General features: G+C 67.6%; 19 protein-coding genes and 2 pseudogenes. 7 read left to right on the forward strand and 14 right to left on the reverse strand.

Annotated features, from left to right (window positions below):
* From AC2VON_RS11850 to AC2VON_RS11880, 7 genes are all read right to left on the reverse strand, one after another.
* On the reverse strand, positions 1-391 hold a 391-nt coding region (locus AC2VON_RS11850; RefSeq protein WP_486953139.1), incomplete at its 3' end, for a polysaccharide deacetylase family protein.
* A gap of 20 nt (positions 392-411) precedes the next feature.
* A complete protein-coding gene (phoH2, locus tag AC2VON_RS11855; protein ID WP_486953140.1) occupies positions 412-1,719 on the reverse strand; it encodes an RNA 5'-3' helicase PhoH2 in 1,308 nt (435 codons plus the stop codon).
* A gap of 239 nt (positions 1,720-1,958) precedes the next feature.
* Positions 1,959-2,786, reverse strand: coding sequence for an acyl-ACP desaturase (locus AC2VON_RS11860; protein ID WP_486953141.1), 828 nt, complete (start codon positions 2,784-2,786; stop codon positions 1,959-1,961).
* 55 nt (positions 2,787-2,841) lie between these two features.
* A complete protein-coding gene (gene glyA, locus AC2VON_RS11865; RefSeq protein ID WP_486953165.1) occupies positions 2,842-4,125 on the reverse strand; it encodes a serine hydroxymethyltransferase in 1,284 nt (427 codons plus the stop codon).
* 85 nt (positions 4,126-4,210) lie between these two features.
* Positions 4,211-5,137, reverse strand: coding sequence for a class I SAM-dependent methyltransferase (locus tag AC2VON_RS11870; RefSeq protein WP_486953142.1), 927 nt, complete (start codon positions 5,135-5,137; stop codon positions 4,211-4,213).
* Positions 5,138-5,278: 141 nt separating this feature from the next.
* A complete protein-coding gene (locus AC2VON_RS11875) occupies positions 5,279-5,710 on the reverse strand; it encodes a PIN domain-containing protein (RefSeq protein ID WP_486953143.1) in 432 nt (143 codons plus the stop codon).
* Entirely contained in the window at positions 5,707-5,958 is a 252-nt protein-coding gene (locus AC2VON_RS11880) for an antitoxin (protein ID WP_486953144.1), read from the reverse strand. Before AC2VON_RS11880 ends, AC2VON_RS11875 begins: the two co-directional genes overlap by 4 nt.
* Before the next feature lie 152 nt (positions 5,959-6,110).
* Here AC2VON_RS11880 and AC2VON_RS11885 point away from each other — a divergent pair, with 152 nt between their 5' ends.
* Both AC2VON_RS11885 and AC2VON_RS11890 read left to right on the forward strand, forming a co-directional pair.
* Complete coding sequence (locus AC2VON_RS11885) at positions 6,111-6,638, forward strand: hypothetical protein (protein ID WP_486953145.1); 528 nt, start codon at positions 6,111-6,113, stop codon at positions 6,636-6,638.
* Complete coding sequence (locus AC2VON_RS11890) at positions 6,635-7,267, forward strand: RES domain-containing protein (protein ID WP_486953146.1); 633 nt, start codon at positions 6,635-6,637, stop codon at positions 7,265-7,267. The genes AC2VON_RS11885 and AC2VON_RS11890 overlap by 4 nt, the downstream gene beginning before the upstream one ends.
* A gap of 70 nt (positions 7,268-7,337) precedes the next feature.
* Here the strand turns inward: AC2VON_RS11890 and AC2VON_RS11895 are convergent, their stop codons facing one another.
* Entirely contained in the window at positions 7,338-8,855 is a 1,518-nt protein-coding gene (locus tag AC2VON_RS11895) for a plasmid pRiA4b ORF-3 family protein (RefSeq protein ID WP_486953147.1), read from the reverse strand.
* A gap of 273 nt (positions 8,856-9,128) precedes the next feature.
* Entirely contained in the window at positions 9,129-9,290 is a 162-nt protein-coding gene (locus AC2VON_RS11900; RefSeq protein WP_486953148.1) for a hypothetical protein, read from the reverse strand.
* Here AC2VON_RS11900 and AC2VON_RS11905 point away from each other — a divergent pair.
* Together AC2VON_RS11905 and AC2VON_RS11910 are read left to right on the forward strand one after the other, a co-directional pair.
* A complete protein-coding gene (locus AC2VON_RS11905) occupies positions 9,283-9,471 on the forward strand; it encodes a hypothetical protein (protein ID WP_486953149.1) in 189 nt (62 codons plus the stop codon). The two genes, AC2VON_RS11900 and AC2VON_RS11905, sit on opposite strands and share 8 nt — an antisense overlap.
* A 127-nt stretch (positions 9,472-9,598) precedes the next feature.
* Positions 9,599-11,654 (forward strand): annotated as a pseudogene (locus AC2VON_RS11910) (circularly permuted type 2 ATP-grasp protein); the annotation flags it as partial.
* A gap of 9 nt (positions 11,655-11,663) precedes the next feature.
* Here the strand turns inward: AC2VON_RS11910 and AC2VON_RS11915 are convergent.
* A pseudogene (locus AC2VON_RS11915) lies at positions 11,664-12,338 on the reverse strand (circularly permuted type 2 ATP-grasp protein); the annotation flags it as partial.
* Between the two features lie 152 nt (positions 12,339-12,490).
* Positions 12,491-13,699, reverse strand: a complete 1,209-nt coding sequence (locus tag AC2VON_RS11920; protein ID WP_486953150.1) for a DUF885 domain-containing protein — start codon at positions 13,697-13,699, stop codon at positions 12,491-12,493.
* An 86-nt stretch (positions 13,700-13,785) separates the two neighbouring features.
* On the opposite strand from AC2VON_RS11920, the gene AC2VON_RS11925 reads away from it, so the two are divergent.
* Both AC2VON_RS11925 and coaA read left to right on the forward strand, forming a co-directional pair.
* A complete protein-coding gene (locus tag AC2VON_RS11925) occupies positions 13,786-14,691 on the forward strand; it encodes a DMT family transporter (RefSeq protein WP_486953151.1) in 906 nt (301 codons plus the stop codon).
* 79 nt (positions 14,692-14,770) lie between these two features.
* Complete coding sequence (coaA, locus tag AC2VON_RS11930) at positions 14,771-15,709, forward strand: type I pantothenate kinase (protein WP_486953152.1); 939 nt, start codon at positions 14,771-14,773, stop codon at positions 15,707-15,709.
* A gap of 194 nt (positions 15,710-15,903) precedes the next feature.
* Here coaA and AC2VON_RS11935 read toward each other — a convergent pair whose 3' ends face one another.
* Positions 15,904-16,710: a (2Z,6E)-farnesyl diphosphate synthase gene (locus tag AC2VON_RS11935; protein ID WP_486953166.1), complete on the reverse strand. Its 807-nt coding sequence runs from the start codon at positions 16,708-16,710 to the stop codon at positions 15,904-15,906.
* 87 nt (positions 16,711-16,797) lie between these two features.
* Between AC2VON_RS11935 and trhA the strand changes: the two genes are divergently transcribed.
* A complete protein-coding gene (gene trhA / locus AC2VON_RS11940; protein ID WP_486953153.1) occupies positions 16,798-17,550 on the forward strand; it encodes a PAQR family membrane homeostasis protein TrhA in 753 nt (250 codons plus the stop codon).
* An 83-nt stretch (positions 17,551-17,633) separates the two neighbouring features.
* Here the strand turns inward: trhA and AC2VON_RS11945 are convergent, their stop codons facing one another.
* Both AC2VON_RS11945 and AC2VON_RS11950 read right to left on the reverse strand, forming a co-directional pair.
* Positions 17,634-18,026, reverse strand: coding sequence for a nuclear transport factor 2 family protein (locus AC2VON_RS11945; protein WP_486953154.1), 393 nt, complete (start codon positions 18,024-18,026; stop codon positions 17,634-17,636).
* Positions 18,027-18,042: 16 nt separating this feature from the next.
* Positions 18,043-20,034 (reverse strand): thioredoxin domain-containing protein, encoded by a 1,992-nt coding sequence (locus tag AC2VON_RS11950; protein ID WP_486953155.1) that lies wholly within the window; start codon positions 20,032-20,034, stop codon positions 18,043-18,045.
* Positions 20,035-20,055 lie beyond the last annotated feature (21 nt).

A 20,055-nucleotide genomic window follows, 5' to 3' on the forward strand; every position in this document is an offset into this window, starting at 1 on the left:
CGTCGTTGGCCTTCGACAGCTGCCCGGGAACGTCGGCCGCCGGGATGGTGGTCATGTTGGGGTGTTCCCAGGTGTGGTTGCCGATCTCCATGCCCGCGTCGGCGATGCGTTTGGCGCCGGCCGGATTGGCCGCCACCTTGTTGCCGATCAGGAAGAAGGTGGCCTTGGCATCGTTGTCGGTGAGGATCTTCAGCAGCCGATCGGTGTAGGGGCTGGGGCCGTCGTCGAACGTCAGCGCGACACACTTGACTGCTGCGCAGTCCACCGCCTCGGCGCCGACGCGGCGCACCTGTCCGGTGCAAGCCCCGATCACCAGTACACCGGCCATCGCCGCCAGACCGGCCAGCATGGGCCAGTGCCGCCGTGCATGGCCGTCGGGTCGTCTCGGCACTCTGGCAGCCTACGGCAGCCTCACGACATCACGGCCGGATTGATCTCTTCGAGCATCTCGGTGACCAGCGCGGCGATCGGCGACCGCTCGCTGCGCAGCAAGGTGATGTGCGCAAACAGCGGATGTCCCTTGAGCTTCTCGATCACCGCGGCGACGCCGTCATGGCGGCCGACCCGCAGATTGTCCCGCTGAGCGACGTCGTGGGTGAGCACCACCCGCGATCCGACGCCGAGCCGGGACAGCACGGTCAGCAGCACGTTGCGTTCCAGCGACTGTGCCTCGTCGACGATCACGAAGGAATCATGTAGGGACCGGCCGCGGATGTGGGTCAGCGGCAACACCTCGAGCATGCCACGGGAGAGCACCTCCTCGATCACGGCGGGGCTGGCCAGCCCCTCCAGCGTGTCAAAGACCGCCTGCGCCCACGGCCCCATCTTCTCGCTCTCGCTGCCCGGCAGGTAGCCCAGCTGCTGGCCGCCGACGGCATACAGCGGCCGGAACACCATCACTTTGCGGTGCGTGCGGCGCTCGAGCACGGCCTCCAAGCCCGCGCAGAGCGCCAACGCCGACTTGCCGGTGCCGGCTTTGCCGCCCAGCGACACGATGCCCACCGATTCGTCGAGCAGCAGATCCAGCGCCACTCGCTGCTCAGCGGAGCGCCCGCGCAGGCCGAACGCCTCCCGGTCACCGCGGACCAGTTGAACCCGTTTGGCGGCATTGACCCTGCCCAGCGCGTGCGAGCTTCCGCCGACCAAACGAATACCGGTGTGGCATGGTAGGTTTCGCGTAGCAGCTAAGTCGATCTCACCCTCGGCGAACAGCGTGTCGATGTCCTCGGCGGTGGCCTCGATCTCGTCCATCCCGGACCATCCGGACGTGATGACGTCCTGCGCGTGATACTCGTCGGCGGCCAGCCCCACCGCGGCGGCCTTGACCCGCAACGGAATGTCCTTGCTCACCAGCGTGACCCGTCGGCCCTCGGCCGCGAGGTTGGCGGCACAGCACAGGATACGCGAGTCGTTGTCCTCGGTGCGGAATCCGACGGGCAGCACCGCGGGGTCGCTGTGGTTGAGCTCGACATGCACCGTACCGCCATGTGCTCCAATAGGAATGGGCTGATCGAGTCGACCGTGCTGTAGCCGTAAGTCGTCGAAGATGCGCAGCGCCTGACGAGCGAACCAGCCGAGTTCGTGGTGATGCCGTTTGGCCTCTAGCTCGCCGATCACCACCAAGGGGACGACGACTTCGTGCTCGGCGAACCGGGTGCACGCCCAGGGGTCCGACAGCAGTACCGAGGTGTCCAACACATAGGTCCGGATATCAGGCACCGGCGCTCCCTGGCTTGATGGCCCGCGCGGCCCCGCACGAGCGTTTCGACGGAGACCGCGGCACCAGGACCGGGGCCGGTCCTGTCGTAGTCGCAACGGGTAATGCCGCTTGGACAGCAGAGCGTATGGCTAGCCATCCCTTGCGACGCTACCCCGATCCCCTAGCCGCGAGCGGGCGTGTCCCCGGCCGACACGCCGGGTTATTCGCCGGGGTCGTACACGTTCAGCGGGGCAGAGCCTTAGCCGACGACGAACTGCCGCAGGTCGGGATGTGTGGCCAGCCCCCAGGCGCTGATCCGATCGGAGATCACCCGACGCAGCTCATCGGGCCCGAAAATCCCGGCCTCGGCGATTGCGGCGAGCTTGTCCCGGTAGGGCTCGATGTCGGCGCCGACGACACCGAGTTCTGCGGCGCGGGCGGCGATCGCGGCCACCGTCTCGTCGTGGGTGTAGTCCAGGCAGTGGGCGACCAGGTTGGCGAAGAACTCCTCGTGGCGTTCTTCGTCGCCGGCGATCCGGCCGATCAGACCCTTGAGCACCGGCTCATCGATCTTCTCGGCCAGGTTGCGGCAGAACACCGCGTGCGAACGTTCGAAGAAGGCCATGAACACCAGGGTTTCGACCTGGCTGTAGCGATCGGCGCGGTAGCCCTTCATCACGTGTTCGAGGCGCACGGCTTCGTTGGCGGTCGGGTCGATCTCACGGGTGACCACCAGGTATTCCCGCAGCGCGATCGCATGCAGATGCTCTTCGGCGGTCCAACGGCCGATCCAGCGTCCCCACTTCTCCTCGAGGATGAAGTGCTCGACGAGTTCACGGTGGTAGCCGGCCAGGCTGTCTTTGTCGACGAGCAGCATCTCGCACGCGTCGGTGACCAGCCTGGGCAGCGTCACCTGCGAGGGATCCCAGTCACGCCCGCCGAGGAAGGCGAAGTTCTCACCGTGCTCGAACGGCACGTAGTCGTGGGCGAACCACGGATCCTGGGAATCGAGGTGCCGGATCATGTTCGCGGCGACGACGGGTTCCAGCTCCAGGATCAACGCGTTGGCGACGGGTTTTTCAGCCATGAAAGTTACTGTAACTCAGATTCACACCTTTTTTGCAACCCGACAGTGCCGGGTGTCACTCGCTGTCGACCAGCTTCCAGTTCTCCAGCCCCTCATACAGCGGAAACTCGCGTGCCAGCCGCGTCGCCCGCGCCCGCAACGCGGAGACGTCGGCACCGCTGCCCTGCACCAGTGCGGTGGCAATGATGTCGGCGACCTCGGCGAACTCGGCATCGCCGAACCCACGGGTGGCCAGCGCCGGGGTGCCGATCCGCAGCCCCGAGGTGACCATCGGCGGCCGGGGGTCGTTGGGTACGGCGTTTCGGTTGACGGTGATGCCGACCTCGTGCAGCAGATCCTCGGCCGTCTGGCCGTCCAGCGGAGAGTCCCGCAGGTCGACCAGCACCAGGTGGACATCGGTGCCGCCGCTGACCACCGACACGCCGGCCTTGGCGACGTCGGTGGCCAGCAACCGCTCGGCGAGGATTCGGGCACCATCGAGGGTGCGCTGCTGACGCTCGGTGAACTCCGGTGTGCCGGCGATCTTGAGTGCGACGGCCTTGGCGGCGATGACGTGCATCAGCGGGCCGCCCTGCTGGCCGGGGAACACCGCCGAGTTGACCGTCTTGGCGAACTCCTTTTTGCCCAGGATCAGCCCGGACCGAGGGCCGCCGAGCGTCTTGTGCACCGTCGTGGAAACCAGCTGCGCGTGTGGCACCGGCGACGGGTGCAACCTTGCGGCCACCAGGCCGGCGAAGTGGGCCATGTCCACCCACAGCGTGGCGTCGACCTCGTCGGCGATGGAGCGAAACGCTGGAAAGTCGAGGATCCGGGGGTAGGCCGACCAGCCGGCGATGAGCACTTTGGGGCGGAAGGCGCGCGCCTGATCTCGAACCACGTCCATGTCGATCAGATGCGTCTTCGGGTCCACCCCGTAGAAGGCGTTCTCGTAGAGCTTGCCGGAGAAGTTCAGCCGCATGCCGTGCGTGAGATGACCGCCGTTGGCCAGGTCCAGGCCCATCAACCGCTCCCCCGGGGTCATCAGCGCCGCCAGCACCGCGGCGTTGGCCTGGGCACCGGCGTGCGCCTGGACGTTGGCGAACTCTGCGCCGAACAGCTCCTTGGCCCGGTCGCGGGCGATGTTCTCCACCACGTCGACGTACTCGCAGCCGCCGTAGTAGCGCCGGCCCGGCAGGCCCTCGGCGTATTTGTTGGTCAGCACACTGCCCTGGGCCTGCAGCACCGAGCGCGGCACGAAGTTCTCCGAGGCGATCATCTCCAGCATGTCGCGCTGGCGATGCAGCTCTTTGCCGAGCAGATCGGCGATGTCGGGGTCGACGTCGGCCAGCGGCACCGACATCACGGAGGTGGTGCTACCAGGTATCACGGTCACAACCGTTTAGTCTGGCACGCAGTTCTGAAGGCCGACCAGCCGCATCCTGAACTCAACTCGACACCCGCCGCGCGGAGACGAAGAGGTTGGGCATCCGATCCTTGGCCACGTCACTGCGGCCGTAACGGGCCAGCCACTCCTGCAGCGTCTCGGTCGACGCCTCCCAGCCGTGCTCGCCCAGCCAGGCGCCGACGTCGGTGCGTTTCTCGGCGTACCAGAGATCCTCAAGGTCGGTGACCTCGGCGTTGACCAGCGCGGCGGCGGCTGACCGCAAGCGGTGCATCTGCTCACGTTGTCGCGCCAGCCGCTCGGGGTCCACCGCTTCGGCGGCGAGCGCGTTGGTGGCCAGCCTGCTGCCCAAGGCGCTGAGTGCGTCGATGCGCTCGAACAACAGATCCTGGGCCCGGGCCGGCAGGTATCGAAGCAGCCCCTCCGCCGACCACGCGGTAGGCCTGGCCGGGTCGAACCCCGAGTCGCGCAGCGCGTTCGGCCAGTCCTGGCGCAGATCCACCGGCACGTATACCAGCTCGGCCATCGGGTTCGCCCCGTGCCGGCGCAGTGTGTCGGCCTTGAAGTCGAGTACCTTCGGCTGGTCGAGTTCGTAGACGGTGGTGCCGGCCGGCCACGGCAGCCGCCATGCCCGCGCGTCCAGGCCGGACGCCAGGATCACCACCTGCCGCACCCCGGCGTCGGCGGCGGCGAGGAAGAACTCGTCGAAGAACGCCGTCCGCACCGCCATGAAGTCGATCATGGCCTGCACCAGCGCCCGCAAGTCCGGGTCGGCACCGTCGGGAGCTGTCAACCCCGCGTACACGCTCCACACCCCCGGGCCGGCCCGGTCCAGGAAGACCTGGGCGAACGGGTCGCTGATCAGCGGGTGTGCGCCGGCGGTTTCGGCGGCCCGGGCGGCCGCCACCCCCAGTGCCGTCGCCCCGACGCTCTCGGTGATGTCCCAGGTGTCGTTGTCGGTCCTCGGCATGCTCATGTCTCCTTTCGCCGGTCCGTTCCCCACGCTACCCGGTTCGCATAGCCTGGCTAACCGTAGAAATCTCGTGACGTTTCCGTGGGCCTGGTTCATGCTGTTCGGCCGGTGGTGCGCGACAGCGGCTGCGGTGCTCGGTCAGGACTGCGCGAGCAGGCTGGCTATCCCGGCCGCGTCAGGGGTGATATGGGTAACGTCGGGCAGATCGGCGAACCCGGTATCTGCCGAGACGAGGGCGGCGGCAACGGACTTGGCGGCGGCCGCGAGCACCGCATCGAAGGCGCCGAGTCGCGACGTGGTCTCGAACAGCGTCAGGCCGCGCTGGAGGGTGTCACCAGTGATGCTCAGTAACGGCGAGAGCAGTTCGGCGTAGTTCCGGCCGAGCGCGGCGGCATCGCCGCGGTCACGCCGCCGGGCGCGCACCTGGACGAACTCCTGGATCACCTCGGCCGTGGTTGTCGCCTCGATGCGTTCTTCGGCGATCGCCGTGATCAGCTCGCGGCAGGGATCCCGAAACCGATGGTCGATGCCCTTCGCATAGACGAGCACCGTCGTGTCGAGCACGATCATGTGCGGCGTGCGCGCAGCGCCTCCAGCTCCTGCTTGAGCTCCGCGGGCTCGGGAACGGCCATGTCGGGAGCCTCGAGGAGGCGCCGGCCGGCGGACTTCCGGCGATCGCCGGGGCTGGTGAGGCCGCGATCGATGGCCTCGCGCACCACGGTTGCCACCGAGACACCTCGCTCGCGCGCTGCCGAGGTGATCCGCCGATGACGCTCATCGTCGAGCAGGATCTGAAGTCGATGTTCCAGCGGTGACATGCTCATACAGTAGCATGCTCAATCCTTGTCGAGCCCGCGGCTCTCGCGATCGCGGACGGCCCTTGACGTGCTTGACGACGGATAGTTGATGCTGTTGACGCTTAATGGTTGACTGTGGCGAGGGGGCTGCGACTCACGGGAGGCAATCCAGAATGACAGACCTTGCCTTATTCGAGCGACAGATCATGCGCCTGGTCGGGCAGAAGGTCCACGAGCGACTCCGCAAAGCCAGCGAAGCGCAGCTTCATCCGGAAGTATTCGGCGACCCCGAGCACGTCGCGGACACCATGGTGGCCGCACTCCCGTTGGGCCACGTCTTCGACGAGATATCCGGGCCGTTCTACGACACATCGGGCCTTATCCGATGGCTGGGGATCTCCCGCCAAGCCCTGCACCAGAGGGTGGTACGGCACGCGGTTTTGGCCTGCCCCCTCGATGAGGGGGGCGTCGTCTACCCGACATGGCAATTCCTCGACAACGGAGCGGCCATCCCGTCATTGACCGATGTGCTCGCGACCCTGACGGAGGGCACCGACGACACATGGATGATCGCCCTATGGATGCGGGCACCCAGCGAAGACCTCGACGGTGCTCGCCCCAGCGAATGGCTGCGTAACGGCGGTGATCCACAACAGGTGATGGCGCTGGCGAGTCGGGTGGCATCAAGTTGGGCCGCGTGAGCGATTCCCGCCAGCGCCCAGCACTTGGCCTGCCGCCACCCGACATCTCACGTTTCCCTCGATCGCGACTTCAGCCCAGCGTGTGCTTGCGGCGAGCGCACACAGTCGGCACGTCGCCGTGGTGGTTCTCCTGCGACTTGTCGGGTCGTTTCGACCTGATCCAACCCAACGGAACGTGTTATCTCGCCGCTGATCTCGCCACCGCACTGCGGGAGCGATTCGGTCATGACCTGGTCCGCCAGGGTGTGGTCACCTTCCAGGCCGCGGCTCAAACCCAGGTGACGACGCTGCGGGTTCCGTCGGGACGCTGGCTGGCGAACACCTGCTCGCCGGCAGCGGCAAACTTCGGTATGACCCGTGAGATCGGGACGTGCCCGTCGTATGACATCCCGCAGACCTGGGCGGCGGCCTTCTTCGATGCCGCCAAGCATTCGGGCATCCGCTACCAAACCCGGTTCAGCATCGGCGCGACGCCCAACGCGACAGCTCTGTTCGGCGCTGCGGGGCAACACGAGTGGCCCACCGTCCCGCGCCCGGTTCACGGTGTTGCGGCGTGCACCGAAGTCGGCATCAAGGTTGTCCACCGGCCCACCCGAAGGCAGGTGCGCATTGTGCAGCCGCCAGGATAAGTAGACGTGTGGCAGCAAGCACGCGCGGTCGTAAGCCTTTCCTTGACGCGCTGCGCGGTAAAGGCATCGTCTATCGCGGCCAAGCCGTGAGCGCGGCGCGGGCGAAATCGACGGCGCCCTTTGTCGGCCCCTCCCGTCGGTCCAGGGCAGATCCGTCACGCTGCAACAAGCCCATCGAGCGCATCGTGGCCCTGACCTCAGATGTCGCCGCGGCCGCCGACTGCGCGGTGATCGGCGAGCCGTCGCCGCACATCCATCCCAGTGCGCCGAGCAGTTCCGCGACGATTGCCCCGCCGCCCGCCCCGACCCCGGCGGCCACCACGGCCAGCTGCAGCAGCCCCGCCTGGTACACACTCGGGTCCTTGGACGCGGCGGGTGTCCGCTCGGCGAGATGCCACCACAACCCGACCGGGTCGTTGCGCAGCGCCCGGCCCCGGGCGGTAGCGAGCAGGCGGCCACGGTACTTGCGCAGCAACCCGATGCCCTGCGCCGACTGCCTTAGGTTCAGCACCGGATAGGTCAGGTCCTCACGGTTGCCCGCGCCGATCCACAGTTTCTCGAAACCGAGTTCGGTGAACGCGGCCTCGACGTGCGCCGGCGGCAGGTAGCCGGCCTGAGTGAGTTTGATGCCGTCGTCGCCGACGCGTTCCAGCAGCCACGCGTACGGCCGTACCGCCGCGGTGGCGGCCTCTACGTCGATCAGCACCGGATTGCCCAGGCGCGCGCGGCCCAGCAGCCCACGCAACTGGTGCTGGGCGTCGACGGTCCGCATCGCGTCCAGGAGAGCCCGCAGCGGGCCGGAGATGTCGTGTGGGGACGCGATCGTGCCCAGATCGGCCAACATGTGGTTGACCTCGCCCACATCGAACGGCGTCGGCGCCCAGCCCTGCGGGTCGGCATCGGGACCGTAAAGTTCGGCGTACTCGGCGCAGGCCGCCGCGTGATTGGGGTGCTCCGGATCGGTGGCCGCGACCAGCAGTGCGTACCCGCCGATACCGCCGCAGTCCTCCGCGGGGCCGGGTCTACGCCCGCCGGTACAGAGCGCCCGCGGTGCCGGCTCCTCGCGCGCCAGCACCGCCTCGAGCCGGATCACATGCTGCCAGTCATCACCGAAATCGTAGGCATAGAACAGCTTGTCGCCGACATCGACGAGGACCTCGTCGAGACGAACCTCATCCTCCGGCACACCTTCGTCGCCTTCGTCGACCAAGAACGGGCACAGGTAGTATTCGGTTTCACGACTGTAATATGTTGGTCCGCAACCGAACTGATGCAGATGCGAATCGGTCCAGCCGAACGCGGCCTGGAGGATCTCGTGGACGTCGTCTAAGAACAGATCCGACGCGAGGTCGAGCCGACGCCAGACCGGCGGCCGCGTGCCGGTGAGATCGACCCGGACCCGCAGCATCACCGGGTCCGCGCGGCGCGGCCGGCGGCGCACCGGCGGCTTGGTCGCGGCAAGCAGCTCCTCGACCGGCGCCACGCCGCCGAAAGCCAATCGCTGCGCCAGCGCCTGGACATCACCGGGCTGCAGTCCCGCCAGCGTCGTCTTGATGATCCGTTGGATTTCGTCGTCGTCGCCCGCCATGCCTACGACGCTAGTTCATCACGACGACGGCGTCGGTCAAAGCACATGGCGATTGATGCCCCCCCCCGGAGCCAGGAATGCGATGTCATGTCCGGCTGAACGGATCGCACAGCTGCACACCCTCGATGACCTGACCGTCGCTGAGGCCCTCCGTCCACAAAGTGTCACAACGTAATTCGGCAGCACTGCGGACAATCATGGCATCCCAGAAGGATAGCTGGTGACGACTCGACAAGGTGGCGACGGTCCAGAGCCGGCCGCATCAGCAGTGGGTCAGGTGCGGGCTCGCCGCCAGGCAGCGCTGTCGGTGAAGTGGTTGTCGAATCGCTCTTGACTGTCGAGCAGTTCCTGGATGGTGGCGTGTCCTGCGCGCAGACGCGCCAGCAGTCGGAAGTAGTCGAATCGCTCGATGCCCGGGGTGAGCACGATGAGCACGTCGGCAGCCTGGCCAGTCGGCGCGGCGAACGCGTGCGTGATCGCCGGAGGGACAATCAGCAGGTCGCACCACGTCGCCAACGAAACTCGGCTGCTGTCGGGCCTCTCCGACCGCGAGAAGACCACCCTGGATCACCTGCTGCGCAAGATCTTGAAAGACCTGACCCACCACCCGCCATAACACCTGATCAAGCCCTGATTTTCCCGTTGTCGACGGCGGCCGTGCACCCTGGCTCCCGCCGACCGTAATATCCGCATACCATCCCGATCAGACCCACCGGCCCTGATAGACGCGAGGAGGTAGCTCGTTGTCGCCGCCTTCCCGCTCCGCGCCGCCAACCGCGCATTATGACCCCGACTGGCTCCTCGCCGGCTACCCCGCCGCCTGGGCCCAGGGGGCACTGTTCGACCTGCGCGGCGGGCGGGCCGGCGCGACGGGGTACGACGAGCTCGTCGATGCCACGGGCGACATCCGCCCGGGCTGGTCGGAGTTCGCCGAGGTCGTCGGCGAGCGGGGGCGCACCGGTCTGGATCGGTTGCGGGCGACGGTCAGTGCGCTCGTCGACAACGACGGAATCACCTATATCTCCATCGATCACGGCGACGACGCCACCGGCGACCGCCACGGCATCGCTGCACCCACACCCTGGCATTTGGACGGACTACCGCTACTTGTCTCACCGGGCGGATTCCCTGGAATCCGGTGTGGTACAACGCAGCCAGCTGCTTAACGAAGTGCTGGCCGACGTCTACGGGCCACGGCACGCGGTCACCAGCGGGGTGTTGCCGCCCGAGTTGCTGTTCGCCCACCCAGGCTACGTCCGGGCAGCCAGCGGAATCGAGATTCCCGGCCGATATCAACTCTTCCTGCACGGCTGCGACATCAGCCGGGACGGATCTGGGGCTTTCCTGGTCAACGCGGACTGGACACAGGCCCCGTCGGGAGCCGGATACGCACTGGCCGACCGCCGGGTGGTCGCGCACGCGGCTCCAGACCTCTACGAGCAGGTCAGTCCACGTCCCACCTCGCCGTTCGCACAAACGTTGCGGTTGGCGCTGATCAACGTGGCGCCCGAGGCCGCCGTGGATCCGGTGGTGGTGGTGCTCACCCCGGGCAGCTACTCCGAGACCGCGTTCGACCAGGCCTATCTGGCATCGGCACTGGGGTTCCCTCTGGTGGAAAGCGCTGATTTGGTGGTCCGTGCCGGCAAGCTGTGGATGCGCTCGCTGGGCACGCTGAAGCAAGTCGACGTCGTGCTGCGGCGCGTCGACGCCGAGTACGCCGATCCCCTCGATCTGCGTTCCGATTCTCAGTTGGGCGTGGTCGGGCTGGTCGAGGTGCTGCGACGCGGAGCGGTGACCGTCGTCAACACGCTCGGCAGCGGCATTCTGGAAAGCCCCGGCCTGCTGCGGTTCCTGCCCGAACTGGCGCAGCTGCTGCTCGGTGAAACCCCGCTGCTGCCAACGGCTCCGCTCTACTGGGGCGGCATCGACGCCGAACGCTCGCACCTGCTCGCCCGGCTGTCGGCACTGCTGATCAAGCCGACTACCGGTGGCCAGACCATCGTCGGGCCCGCGCTGTCGGCGGGGCAACGCGAGGCGCTGGCCGCACGCATCGAGGCCAGCCCGTGGCAATGGGCCGGTCAGGAGCTGCCGCAGTTCCCGTCGGCACCGACCGACCACTACCCGGGCGGGCTGACCGCCGCCAGCGTCGGGATGCGGTTGTTCACCGTCGCTCAGCGGGGCGGCTACGCGCCGATGAGCGGCGGCCTCGGGTATGTCCTGGCGCCTGGAAACGCTGCCTACACATTGGATACCGTTGCAGCCAAAGATATCTGGGTGAGGGCCCCGACGCGCACCCAGGCCGAGGTCACGGTTCCCACAGCCGAGCTGCCGGCGATCAAGCCCAGTGGCACCCGCGGGGTCAGCTCGCCGCGGGTGCTCTCCGACCTGTACTGGTTGGGGCGCTACGCCGAGCGGGTCGAGAACATGGCCCGATTGCTGACCGTCACCCGTGAGCGTTACCACGAATTCCGCTACCGCCAAGAGGTGGCGGGCAGCCAGTGCGTGCCCGTGCTGCTCGCCGCACTCGAGCAGGTCAGCGGCACGGGCACCGAAGGTTCCGACGCAAACAGGGTGGCGGCCGCGCCACGCACCCTGTGGTCGTTCACCGTCGATTCCCAGCTCCCCGGTTCGTTGGCGCAGTCGGTGGGACGCCTGGGTTTGGCAGCCCGGGCGGTGCGTGACCAGATGTCCAAGGACACCTGGATGATCCTTGGTGGTGTTGAACGGGCCCTGGCGCAGCCGGCGAGCGGACGCCCGGCCCCTCCTGGCGAACCCGCCGCCGATGACACCGCACAGGCACCGCGCATGTAGGTGTGCCGAGTAGTCGTCGACTGCGCGCACCCGGTGGGTGGCGAACAGGTTGGGGAAGACTCGCGCCATGGTGCGCCGGTTCTCCATCACATACGAGACCCCGGACGGCGAAAGGAGGTTGTCCTCCAGGACCCGGAAACTGCCCCGCTCGTCGCGGATCAGATCGATTCCGGCGACGTGGATCCGCACGCCGTTGGGCGGGATGATGCCGGCGGCCTGGCGGTAGAAGTGCTCGCAGGAGGTCACCAAGCGGCGCGGAATCACGCCGTCGCGCAGGATCTCCTGATCACCGTAGACGTCATCGAGGTAGCACTCGAGGGCCTTGACGCGCTGGGTGATGCCGCGCTCCAACCGGCTCCACTCGGCGGCCGAGATGACCCGCGGTACCAGATCGAGCGGAAACGGCCGCTCCTGCCCCGAAAGCGAAAACGTGATGCCTTGGTCGATGAACGCACGGCCCAGCGCCTCCGCCCGAGCCTCAAGCTCGGACGCGTCCGAGGGAGCCAGCTCGGCGTAGATACCTTTGTAGCGGCTGCGGACATGGCCCGCTGCGTCGAACATCTCATCGAAAGCCGCCGCATACGGACCCGGCGTGTTGTAGCCGTCGAAGATGCCTTGGTAGCGCACCGGTTGCCGCGACTGATGCGGCTGCCGGCTGATGCCGGCGGGCAGGGCTCGAACGCTCACGGTCCCATGCTGCCTCACGCGTCATTGCCGCAGGCCAGTACGGTTCGCTTTGGGACAATGTGTAACCGGCTGCTAAGCTGGGCGGTCGCTGCGCGGCGTCGGGCGCCAAGACACACGGCCGCCCAGTCGGTGACTCGTTAGCCGGTCCGCAGCGCCGACGGGATCAGCGGCTCGTCGAGCAGCCGGCCGAACCGTTCGGCCAGGCCGACCCCGGCCGGGCGATCGTCGAGCCAGCCGCGCAGCAGCCGGTATCCCTCGACGTAGGTGCTGATGTAGGCGCGCCACAGCGGCGAGGACAGAAACCGCAGCATCTGCTGCGCCCGGGCGTCGCCGACCAGCAGCCACCGCTGCAGATACGCCACAACGTCGTCGCGATCGCGGTGTTCGTCGTGCAGCATCAGCGCGGCGTCCTGGCGCACGCCCGCCAGTGCCGCCGACGCCTCGGCCACCGCCTCGGCTCGCTCGCCGTCGAACGCCAGAGCCAGGTCGGCGTAGATCTCGGCGGCCCAGGCGCCCCAGCCCGGACCGACCGCGGCGTAGAGCGCCAAGTCGGCCAGCCCCTCGGCCATCAGGCACTGTGGGGTGTTGACCAGGAAGATGGTCTGCTCGGCTTGGCCGTCCCGGTGGACCAGTCTCGCCTCTTTGCGGCAGTGCTCGGTGTGATGGCCGGGGTAGGATTCGTGGGCCACCAGCCGCGGCAGGTTGGACATCTGCTGTGGCACGTCGGCGTTGACCGCCACCGTCGAGCGGTAGGCGCCCTGGTAGTAGTTGAACCCCGACCACGGCTGGTCGGTGACCACCTGGTAGGTCACCGTCTCGGAATCCGGCAGCGGGTAGTCGGCGCGCACCCGGTCCCGCAGCGCACTGGAGAACGCCTCGATGCACTCGACCAGCCGGTTCGGCGGGATCTCGTCGGCACTGCGGTAGCCGCGCATGCGATCGGCCAGCGGACCGGTGCCGCCCAGCAGTCGCTCAAGCCTGACGTGCGCCTGCCGGTAGCGGTCCGGGTCCCCCTTGCCGATCGAAACGTCGAAGTAGTCGCGGACCTCGTCGACGAATCCGATGTCGTCGCCGGCGAACTTGCGCCCGGCACACACCAACGCCCGCAAGTGGGCACGCAGATAGTCGGCCCGCGCCGCGTCGAGTCCACCGGGCAGCGCCGCGATCAGCCGCTGCGCCTGGCAAGCGAGGTCCGCCGGGTCGGGTACCGGTTCGTTCTCCACCGTGTGGCGCAGCGCGGGATCGCCGGTGAAGGCGTCCACGTAGCCCGGCTCGATCCGGTCGAAACGAAGGCCCAGCAGCAGATACTCACGGATCAGCGCTGCGGCGTCACGAGCTGGCTCCACGACCGCCAACCTATCGGAGCCGGCAGCCTTGTTACGGTCGGGTATTCACCCGTTGCCGTCCCGGCATCGGACGGAAAGGAGTGTGGATGCCGAAAACCGACATTGCCGCCATTCTCGCGTTGAGTTCTGCGTTGTGCGTCGCGATCGGCGACGTGCTGCAGCAACGTGCGACGCACCGGATCACCGATACGTCGAGAGGCAACCTCGAACTATTCGCGACGCTGTTGCGCGACCGGCGGTGGCGGTGGGGCGCCCTGATTCTCGTGGTCAGCATCGCGTTGCAGGCGGAGGCGCTCGACCAGGGTTCGGTGCTGCTGGTGCAGGCGCTGTTGGTGCTTTCGCTGCTGTTCGCATTGCCGATCAGCGCGAAGCTGGCCCACCGTGCGGTGACTGGCCGCGAGTGGGCCTGGGCGGTCGTCCTGACAGCGGCGGTGACCGTGATCGTCACCGTCGGCAACCCACAGGCCGGTCAGTCACGCGCATCGCTGCAGACCTGGGCAGCCGTGTTCGCCGTCCTGGCGCCGCTGCTGGTGGGCTGCGCCGTGGCGGCCCGGATCTGGTGGGGCGGTGCCCTGGCCGCGGTGCTGCTCGCCTTCGTGTCCGGTGCGCTGTGGGCGCTATTCGCGGTGCTCACCAAGGGTGTCATGGCCCAACTGCACCACGGCGTGTGGGCGATGGCCCGGACGCCTGAGCTCTACGCCTGGATCTTGGTTGCGCTGGGGGCCTTCGGATGGGAGCAGTCAGCGTTTCGGGCCGGGGCGCTGACCGCCTCGATGCCGACCCTGGAGGTGTCCCAGCCGGTGGTGGCGGCTGCGTTGGGGGTGGTGGTACTCGGCGAGACGCTGGACACCGGTCGCGCCGGGATGGCCGCACTGGTGGTGGCAGCCCTGGCGATGGCGGTGGCCACCGTCGAGCTCGCCCGCGGTGACGCCGTCGCGACGCACTCGCGCCACAGGGTGAAGCTGCCCGCCACCGCAGGACAGCGGGCATAGCCCGACCAGCCCCACCGTGTCGTCGCTTTCGCCTCCCCAGCAGCCCACCCGGCGGCCGGTACTGCAAGACTGTATGGCCATGCCGCGGGCCAGCGAGCCGAGCCCCTATGTGGAGTTCAACCGGAAAGAGTGGCGTGCGCTGCGCATGTCGACGCCGCTGCCGCTGACCGAAGACGAGGTCGTAGCGTTGCGCGGTCTCGGCGAGCAGGTCGATCTGCGCGAAGTCGAAGAGGTCTATCTGCCGCTGGCCCGGCTGCTGCACCTTCAGGTGACCGCACGGCAGGGGCTCTTCGCCGCCACCGCCGAGTTCCTAGGCGAGCCGCAGCAGCACCCGGACCGGCCGGTACCGTTCATCATCGGCGTGGCCGGCAGCGTGGCCGTCGGCAAGTCGACCACGGCCCGGTTGCTGCAGGCGCTACTGGCCCGGTGGGACCGGCACCCGCGGGTGGACCTGGTGACCACCGACGGATTCCTCTACCCAAACGCCGAGCTGGAACGTCGGAACCTGATGCACCGCAAGGGGTTTCCAGAAAGCTACAACCGCCGTGAGTTGATGCGCTTCGTCACGTCGGTGAAATCCGGTGCGGAATCGGTTTGCGCACCGGTGTATTCACACCTGAGCTACAACATTGTCCCGGGCGCCACGCAGGTGATCCGCCACCCCGACATCTTGATCCTCGAGGGCCTCAACGTCCTGCAGACCGGGCCAACGCTGATGGTGTCGGATCTTTTCGACTTCTCGCTATACGTGGATGCGCGGGTCGAGGACATCGAGCACTGGTACATCTCGCGGTTCCTCGACCTGCGCACCACCGCCTTCGCCAATCCCGCGTCGCACTTCCACCACTACGCCGGCCTGAGCGACAAGGACGCCGTGGTGGCGGCCCGCGATATCTGGCGCTCGATCAACCGGCTGAACCTGATCGAGAACATCCTGCCCACCCGGCCGCGGGCCACCCTGGTGTTGCGCAAGGACGCCGACCATTCCATCAACCGGCTGCGGCTGCGCAAGCTGTAAATTTCCGCGCCGCAATGCTTATACGAGGCCTATACGAGGCCGATGCGGGACGTCCACCGCAGCCTCTGACGGCGGCACCCCGCACCGGCGGGAAGGGAGTCACGCGGCCACGAGCACTGCCAACTCCAGACACAGCACTGCCAAACGCTGCCGATTTCACCGATTGGTCTACCCGAGCAGAGAACCGACCCGCGCTACCGACCGTAGCGTCGGTGCCGCAGGGTGTAATCCCGTAGCGCCCGCAGGAAATCCACCCGGCGAAAAGCAGGCCAGTGCGCCTCGGTGAACCACATCTCCGAGTACGCGCTCTGCCAGAGCAGAAAACCGGACAGCCGCTGCTCCCCGGAGGTTCGGATGACCAGATCCGGGTCGGGTTGGCCCGAGGTGTAAAGGTTCTCTGAGATGGCGTCGACGGTGACCGCCTCGACGAGTTCCTCGGCGGTGGCCCCGTTGGCCAGTTCCTTTCCCAACAAGCCGCGCACCGCGTTCGCGATCTCCTGCCGACCGCCGTAGCCGACGGCGAGATTGACGTGAAAGCCGCCGTTTTTGTCCCGGGTACCTGCTACCGCATCCCGCAACCGGCGGGCCGGTTCTTCGCCGATCAACTCAAGATCCCCGACCGTGCGCACGCTCCAGCGGTTGGCGGGAGCGCAGATCTCTTCGACGACGTCGGTGATGATCTCGATGAGGGTGCCGAGTTCGCCGGGGTCGCGCTGCAGGTTTTCGGTGGACAGCAGGTAGACGGTGGCCATTTCGATGCCGGCTTCGGCGCACCAGCGCAGCATCTCGGCGATTTTGGCCGCGCCCATCCGGTAGCCGTAGCTGACGTCGTCATAGCCGGCGTCCCGGGCCCAGCGCCGGTTCCCGTCGCAAAGTACGGCGATGTGGCGGGGCAGCGCGGGTCTGGAGGCCGCCAACCCGCGCCGGAGCCGCCTCTCGTAGAGCCGATAGAGCGGTTCGTTGAGGGGCTTCTGGAAAGTCTCCTTGAGGCGTGCTGCGATGATCGCCACGAAAACCCAGACTACTGTGATCGACAGAAGTTACCCGCGATCCGGCCGGCAATCCGCTCGACCGAGTCAAGGAGGCTGATGGGCACCTGGATCAACACAGCCAACACGGCCAACGCAGCCAACACGGCCAACGCAGCCAACGCTGTCGCCGAACCGGAGCCCGCGGCGTTCTCCGGGGACATCGCCGCACTGCACACCAAGCCGAGGGCGCGCGGCTGGATTCATCTGGTGTCGGCCATCGTGGCGGTCGCCGCCGGTGCCGCGCTGATCTCGGTGTCGTGGCCGCTGCAGGGGCTCAAGGCCGGTTTGGCGACCGTCGTCTACGTCGGCTCGGTGGTGGGGATGTTCACCGTCAGTGCCACCTACCACCGTCTCACCTGGGCGTCGGCGACCACCCGCACGTGGATGAAGCGCCTCGATCACTCGATGATCTTTGTGCTGATCGCCGGCACCTACACGCCGTTCGCTCTGCTGGCGATGCCGCACCACACCGGGATGTTGGTGCTGGCCATCGTGTGGGGCGGCGCCGCTGCGGGAGTGCTGCTGAAGATGTGCTGGCCGGGCGCACCACGCTGGGTGGGTGTGCCGCTGTACCTGCTGCTGGGCTGGGTGTCGGCGTTCTACATCGCCGCGATTCTGCACGGCGCCGGAGTGGCGGCGGTGGTGCTGCTGGCCGTCGGCGGCGTCCTGTACAGCATCGGCGGTGTGCTGTATGCGCTGAACTGGCCCAATCCGTGGCCTGAGACGTTCGGCCACCACGAGTTCTTCCACGCCGGCACGGCCGCGGCGGCGATCTGCCACTACATCGCGATCTGGTTCGCCGTCTTCTAACGACCGCTTACGCGGCGAGCGTGAACCTGTTGCGAGGTTTCTGGCTATTTTTCGCAATGGCTTCACGCTCGGCGACAGCACCGCTACAGCTGGGTGACGTTCTCCGCCGACCAGTAGGCCTTCATCGCGATGACCTTACCGTCGTCGCCGAACACCATGACGTCGATCGGCTCGATCACCATCCTGCTGTCACCGGCGGTGACGGTCAGCCTGAAGTGGAACGCCGCCTCGTTGCCGGCGACCCGCAGCGTCACCAGCTCGCAGGCCCGTTCCAGGTTGTCCATCGTCGAGTAGAAGCCGCGGATCGCCTCGCGGCCGATATGCACCTCACCACCGACCGGATCCTCGAGCGTGGCGTCGGCAGCATAGAGGTCAGCCAGATCCTCGGCGCTGCCGTCGGCGATCAGACTGATGTAGCGGTTGACGGTCTCGGTGATGGCTTGGGCTTTACCCGCGTTATCCGGTGCACTCGACATAAGTGGCACGCTACCGTCAGCTGGCTATGCCGAGGGCGGCGGCCAACTCTGATGTTCCGGTGACCGGCAGATCGCACACCTGCCCACGGCACACGTAAGCGGCGTCGGCGCCGTCCACCCGGTCGCGACCGGTCAGCAGTTCCGACGAGCCGGCCGCGCCACCGATGACGACCGCCCCGCCGGGCGCCAGTCGACGTGCATCGGCCAGCAGCGTCGAACCCGCCGCGTCGCAGGCGACCGCGATCTGCAGCGGCCCCCGGACGGCGGTTTCAGCCACCGCCAGCCAGTGCCCGGCTGACCGTGCCGCCCGGGCCAGCAGCGACGAGTGCGTCCGCAGTGCGTCGTCGGCGGCCTTCCGGTATCGGTCCGCTCGCTCCGGGCCGGCCAGGTAGGCGGCGGTCAGCAGCGCCTCGGTGATCAACGATGCTCCCGACGGCGTCGCCCCGTCCAGCGGGTCGGCGGGGCGATACATCAGCTGCTCGGCGTCGTCGGCGCTGTCGAACCAGCGGCCAGGTGAGTCCGGATCGGCGAAGTGCGCCAGCGCGGTGTCCAGTAGGTGAACGGCCGCGCTCAGCCACTGCCCGTCGGTGGTCAGCTGATGCACCGCGAGCAGGCCGGTGGCCAGCGCGCCGTAGTCCTCCAGAATGGCGGCGCTCTCGCCGACCGAGCCGCCCAGGCTGGCCCGGCGCAGCCGGCCGTCCACCAGGTGCAGGTCGATCAGCGTGGTTGCACACCGCTGCGCCGCGGCGGCCAGGCCCGGGTCTTCCAGCGCGACACTGGCTTCGGCCAGCCCGGTGATCGCCAACCCGTTCCAGGCGGTGACAACCTTGTCGTCACGACCCGGTTGTATTCGGGTATGCCGGGCCGCCAGCAACATGGTGCGCACCCGCTCGAAACGGCCGGCGTCATCGGGATCGACCGACAATTGCAGCACCGAATGGCCGGATTCGAAAGTCCCCTGCACGGTGACCCCGAAAACTTCTGTCGCCCAAGGGCCGTCGTCATCACCGAGAATCTCGGTCAGCTGCTGAGGACTCCACACGTAGGTGGAGCCCTCCCTGCCGTCGGCGTCGGCGTCCAGCGAGGAGATGAACATACCGGAATCGGCCAGGTCGTCGAGCAGAAACCGGGCGGTCTGCGCGGTCACCCGATGCGCCAACGGATCACCGGTGCGCCGCGCCCAGTGCGCGTAGGCCCGCAACAACAGCGCGTTGTCATACAGCATCTTCTCGAAATGCGGTACCACCCAGGCGTTATCTACGCTATAACGGGCGAAGCCGCCGGCCAGCTGATCACAGATTCCGCCGTGGGCCATTGCTGCGCCGGTACGGGTGACCGCATCCAGCGCGTCGGTCGACCCGGTACGCTCGTAATGCCGCAGCAACGCCTCCAGCAGCGCTGACGGCGGGAACTTCGGCGCACCGCCGAAGCCGCCGTGCTCGGTGTCCTCGTCGGCGAGCACGGCCGCCACCGCCTGATCACACAGCGCGGGTTCGACCGCCGGCCCGCCGCCAGGCAGGCCCGCCGCCATCGAACGCAGCTCGCCCGCGATGCGGTCGGATGCCAGCTCGACTTCGCGGCGGCGCTTTCTCCAGGTGTCGGAGATAGCCGAAAGCAGTTGCAGAAAAGCCGGTTTGGGGTAGTAGGTGCCGCAGTAGAACGGCCGGCCGTCGGGGGTCAGAAAGCACGTCATCGGCCAGCCGCCCCGCCCGGTCAGTGCCACGGTGGCGTTCATGTACACCGAGTCGAGGTCCGGCCGTTCCTCGCGGTCGACCTTGATGCAGACGAAGCCGTCGTTCATCGCGGCAGCGACGGTGTGGTCCTCGAACGACTCGTGCGCCATCACGTGACACCAGTGGCAGGCCGCGTAGCCGATCGACAGCAGAATGGGTACGTCGCGCTCAGCGGCTTCGGCCAATGCCGACGGCGCCCACTCCTGCCAGTGCACCGGGTTGTCGGCATGCTGGCGAAGGTACGGGCTGGTGGAGTCGGCGAGACGGTTGGCCACACCCCCACGTTAAACGCTGCA

It is taken from the genome of Mycobacterium sp. TH-M82 (genome assembly GCF_057473605.1).

Excerpts from the sequence above, each read along its gene's own strand:
- AC2VON_RS11885 (WP_486953145.1), top strand. The coding sequence starts at position 6,111 with ATGACAGACCTTGCCTTATTCGAGCGACAGATCATGCGCCTGGTCGGG.
- AC2VON_RS11895 (WP_486953147.1), bottom strand. The coding sequence starts at position 8,855 with ATGGCGGGCGACGACGACGAAATCCAACGGATCATCAAGACGACGCTG.
- AC2VON_RS11880 (WP_486953144.1), bottom strand. The coding sequence starts at position 5,958 with ATGTCACCGCTGGAACATCGACTTCAGATCCTGCTCGACGATGAGCGT.
- coaA (WP_486953152.1), top strand. The coding sequence starts at position 14,771 with ATGCCGCGGGCCAGCGAGCCGAGCCCCTATGTGGAGTTCAACCGGAAA.
- AC2VON_RS11945 (WP_486953154.1), bottom strand. The coding sequence starts at position 18,026 with ATGTCGAGTGCACCGGATAACGCGGGTAAAGCCCAAGCCATCACCGAG.
- glyA (WP_486953165.1), bottom strand. The coding sequence starts at position 4,125 with ATGTCGGTGCCGCTGGCCGACGTCGACCCCGACATCGCCGATCTGCTC.
- AC2VON_RS11860 (WP_486953141.1), bottom strand. The coding sequence starts at position 2,786 with ATGGCTGAAAAACCCGTCGCCAACGCGTTGATCCTGGAGCTGGAACCC.
- trhA (WP_486953153.1), top strand. The coding sequence starts at position 16,798 with ATGGGCACCTGGATCAACACAGCCAACACGGCCAACGCAGCCAACACG.
- AC2VON_RS11925 (WP_486953151.1), top strand. The coding sequence starts at position 13,786 with ATGCCGAAAACCGACATTGCCGCCATTCTCGCGTTGAGTTCTGCGTTG.
- AC2VON_RS11905 (WP_486953149.1), top strand. The coding sequence starts at position 9,283 with ATGAGCACGTCGGCAGCCTGGCCAGTCGGCGCGGCGAACGCGTGCGTG.
- AC2VON_RS11870 (WP_486953142.1), bottom strand. The coding sequence starts at position 5,137 with ATGCCGAGGACCGACAACGACACCTGGGACATCACCGAGAGCGTCGGG.
- AC2VON_RS11875 (WP_486953143.1), bottom strand. The coding sequence starts at position 5,710 with ATGATCGTGCTCGACACGACGGTGCTCGTCTATGCGAAGGGCATCGAC.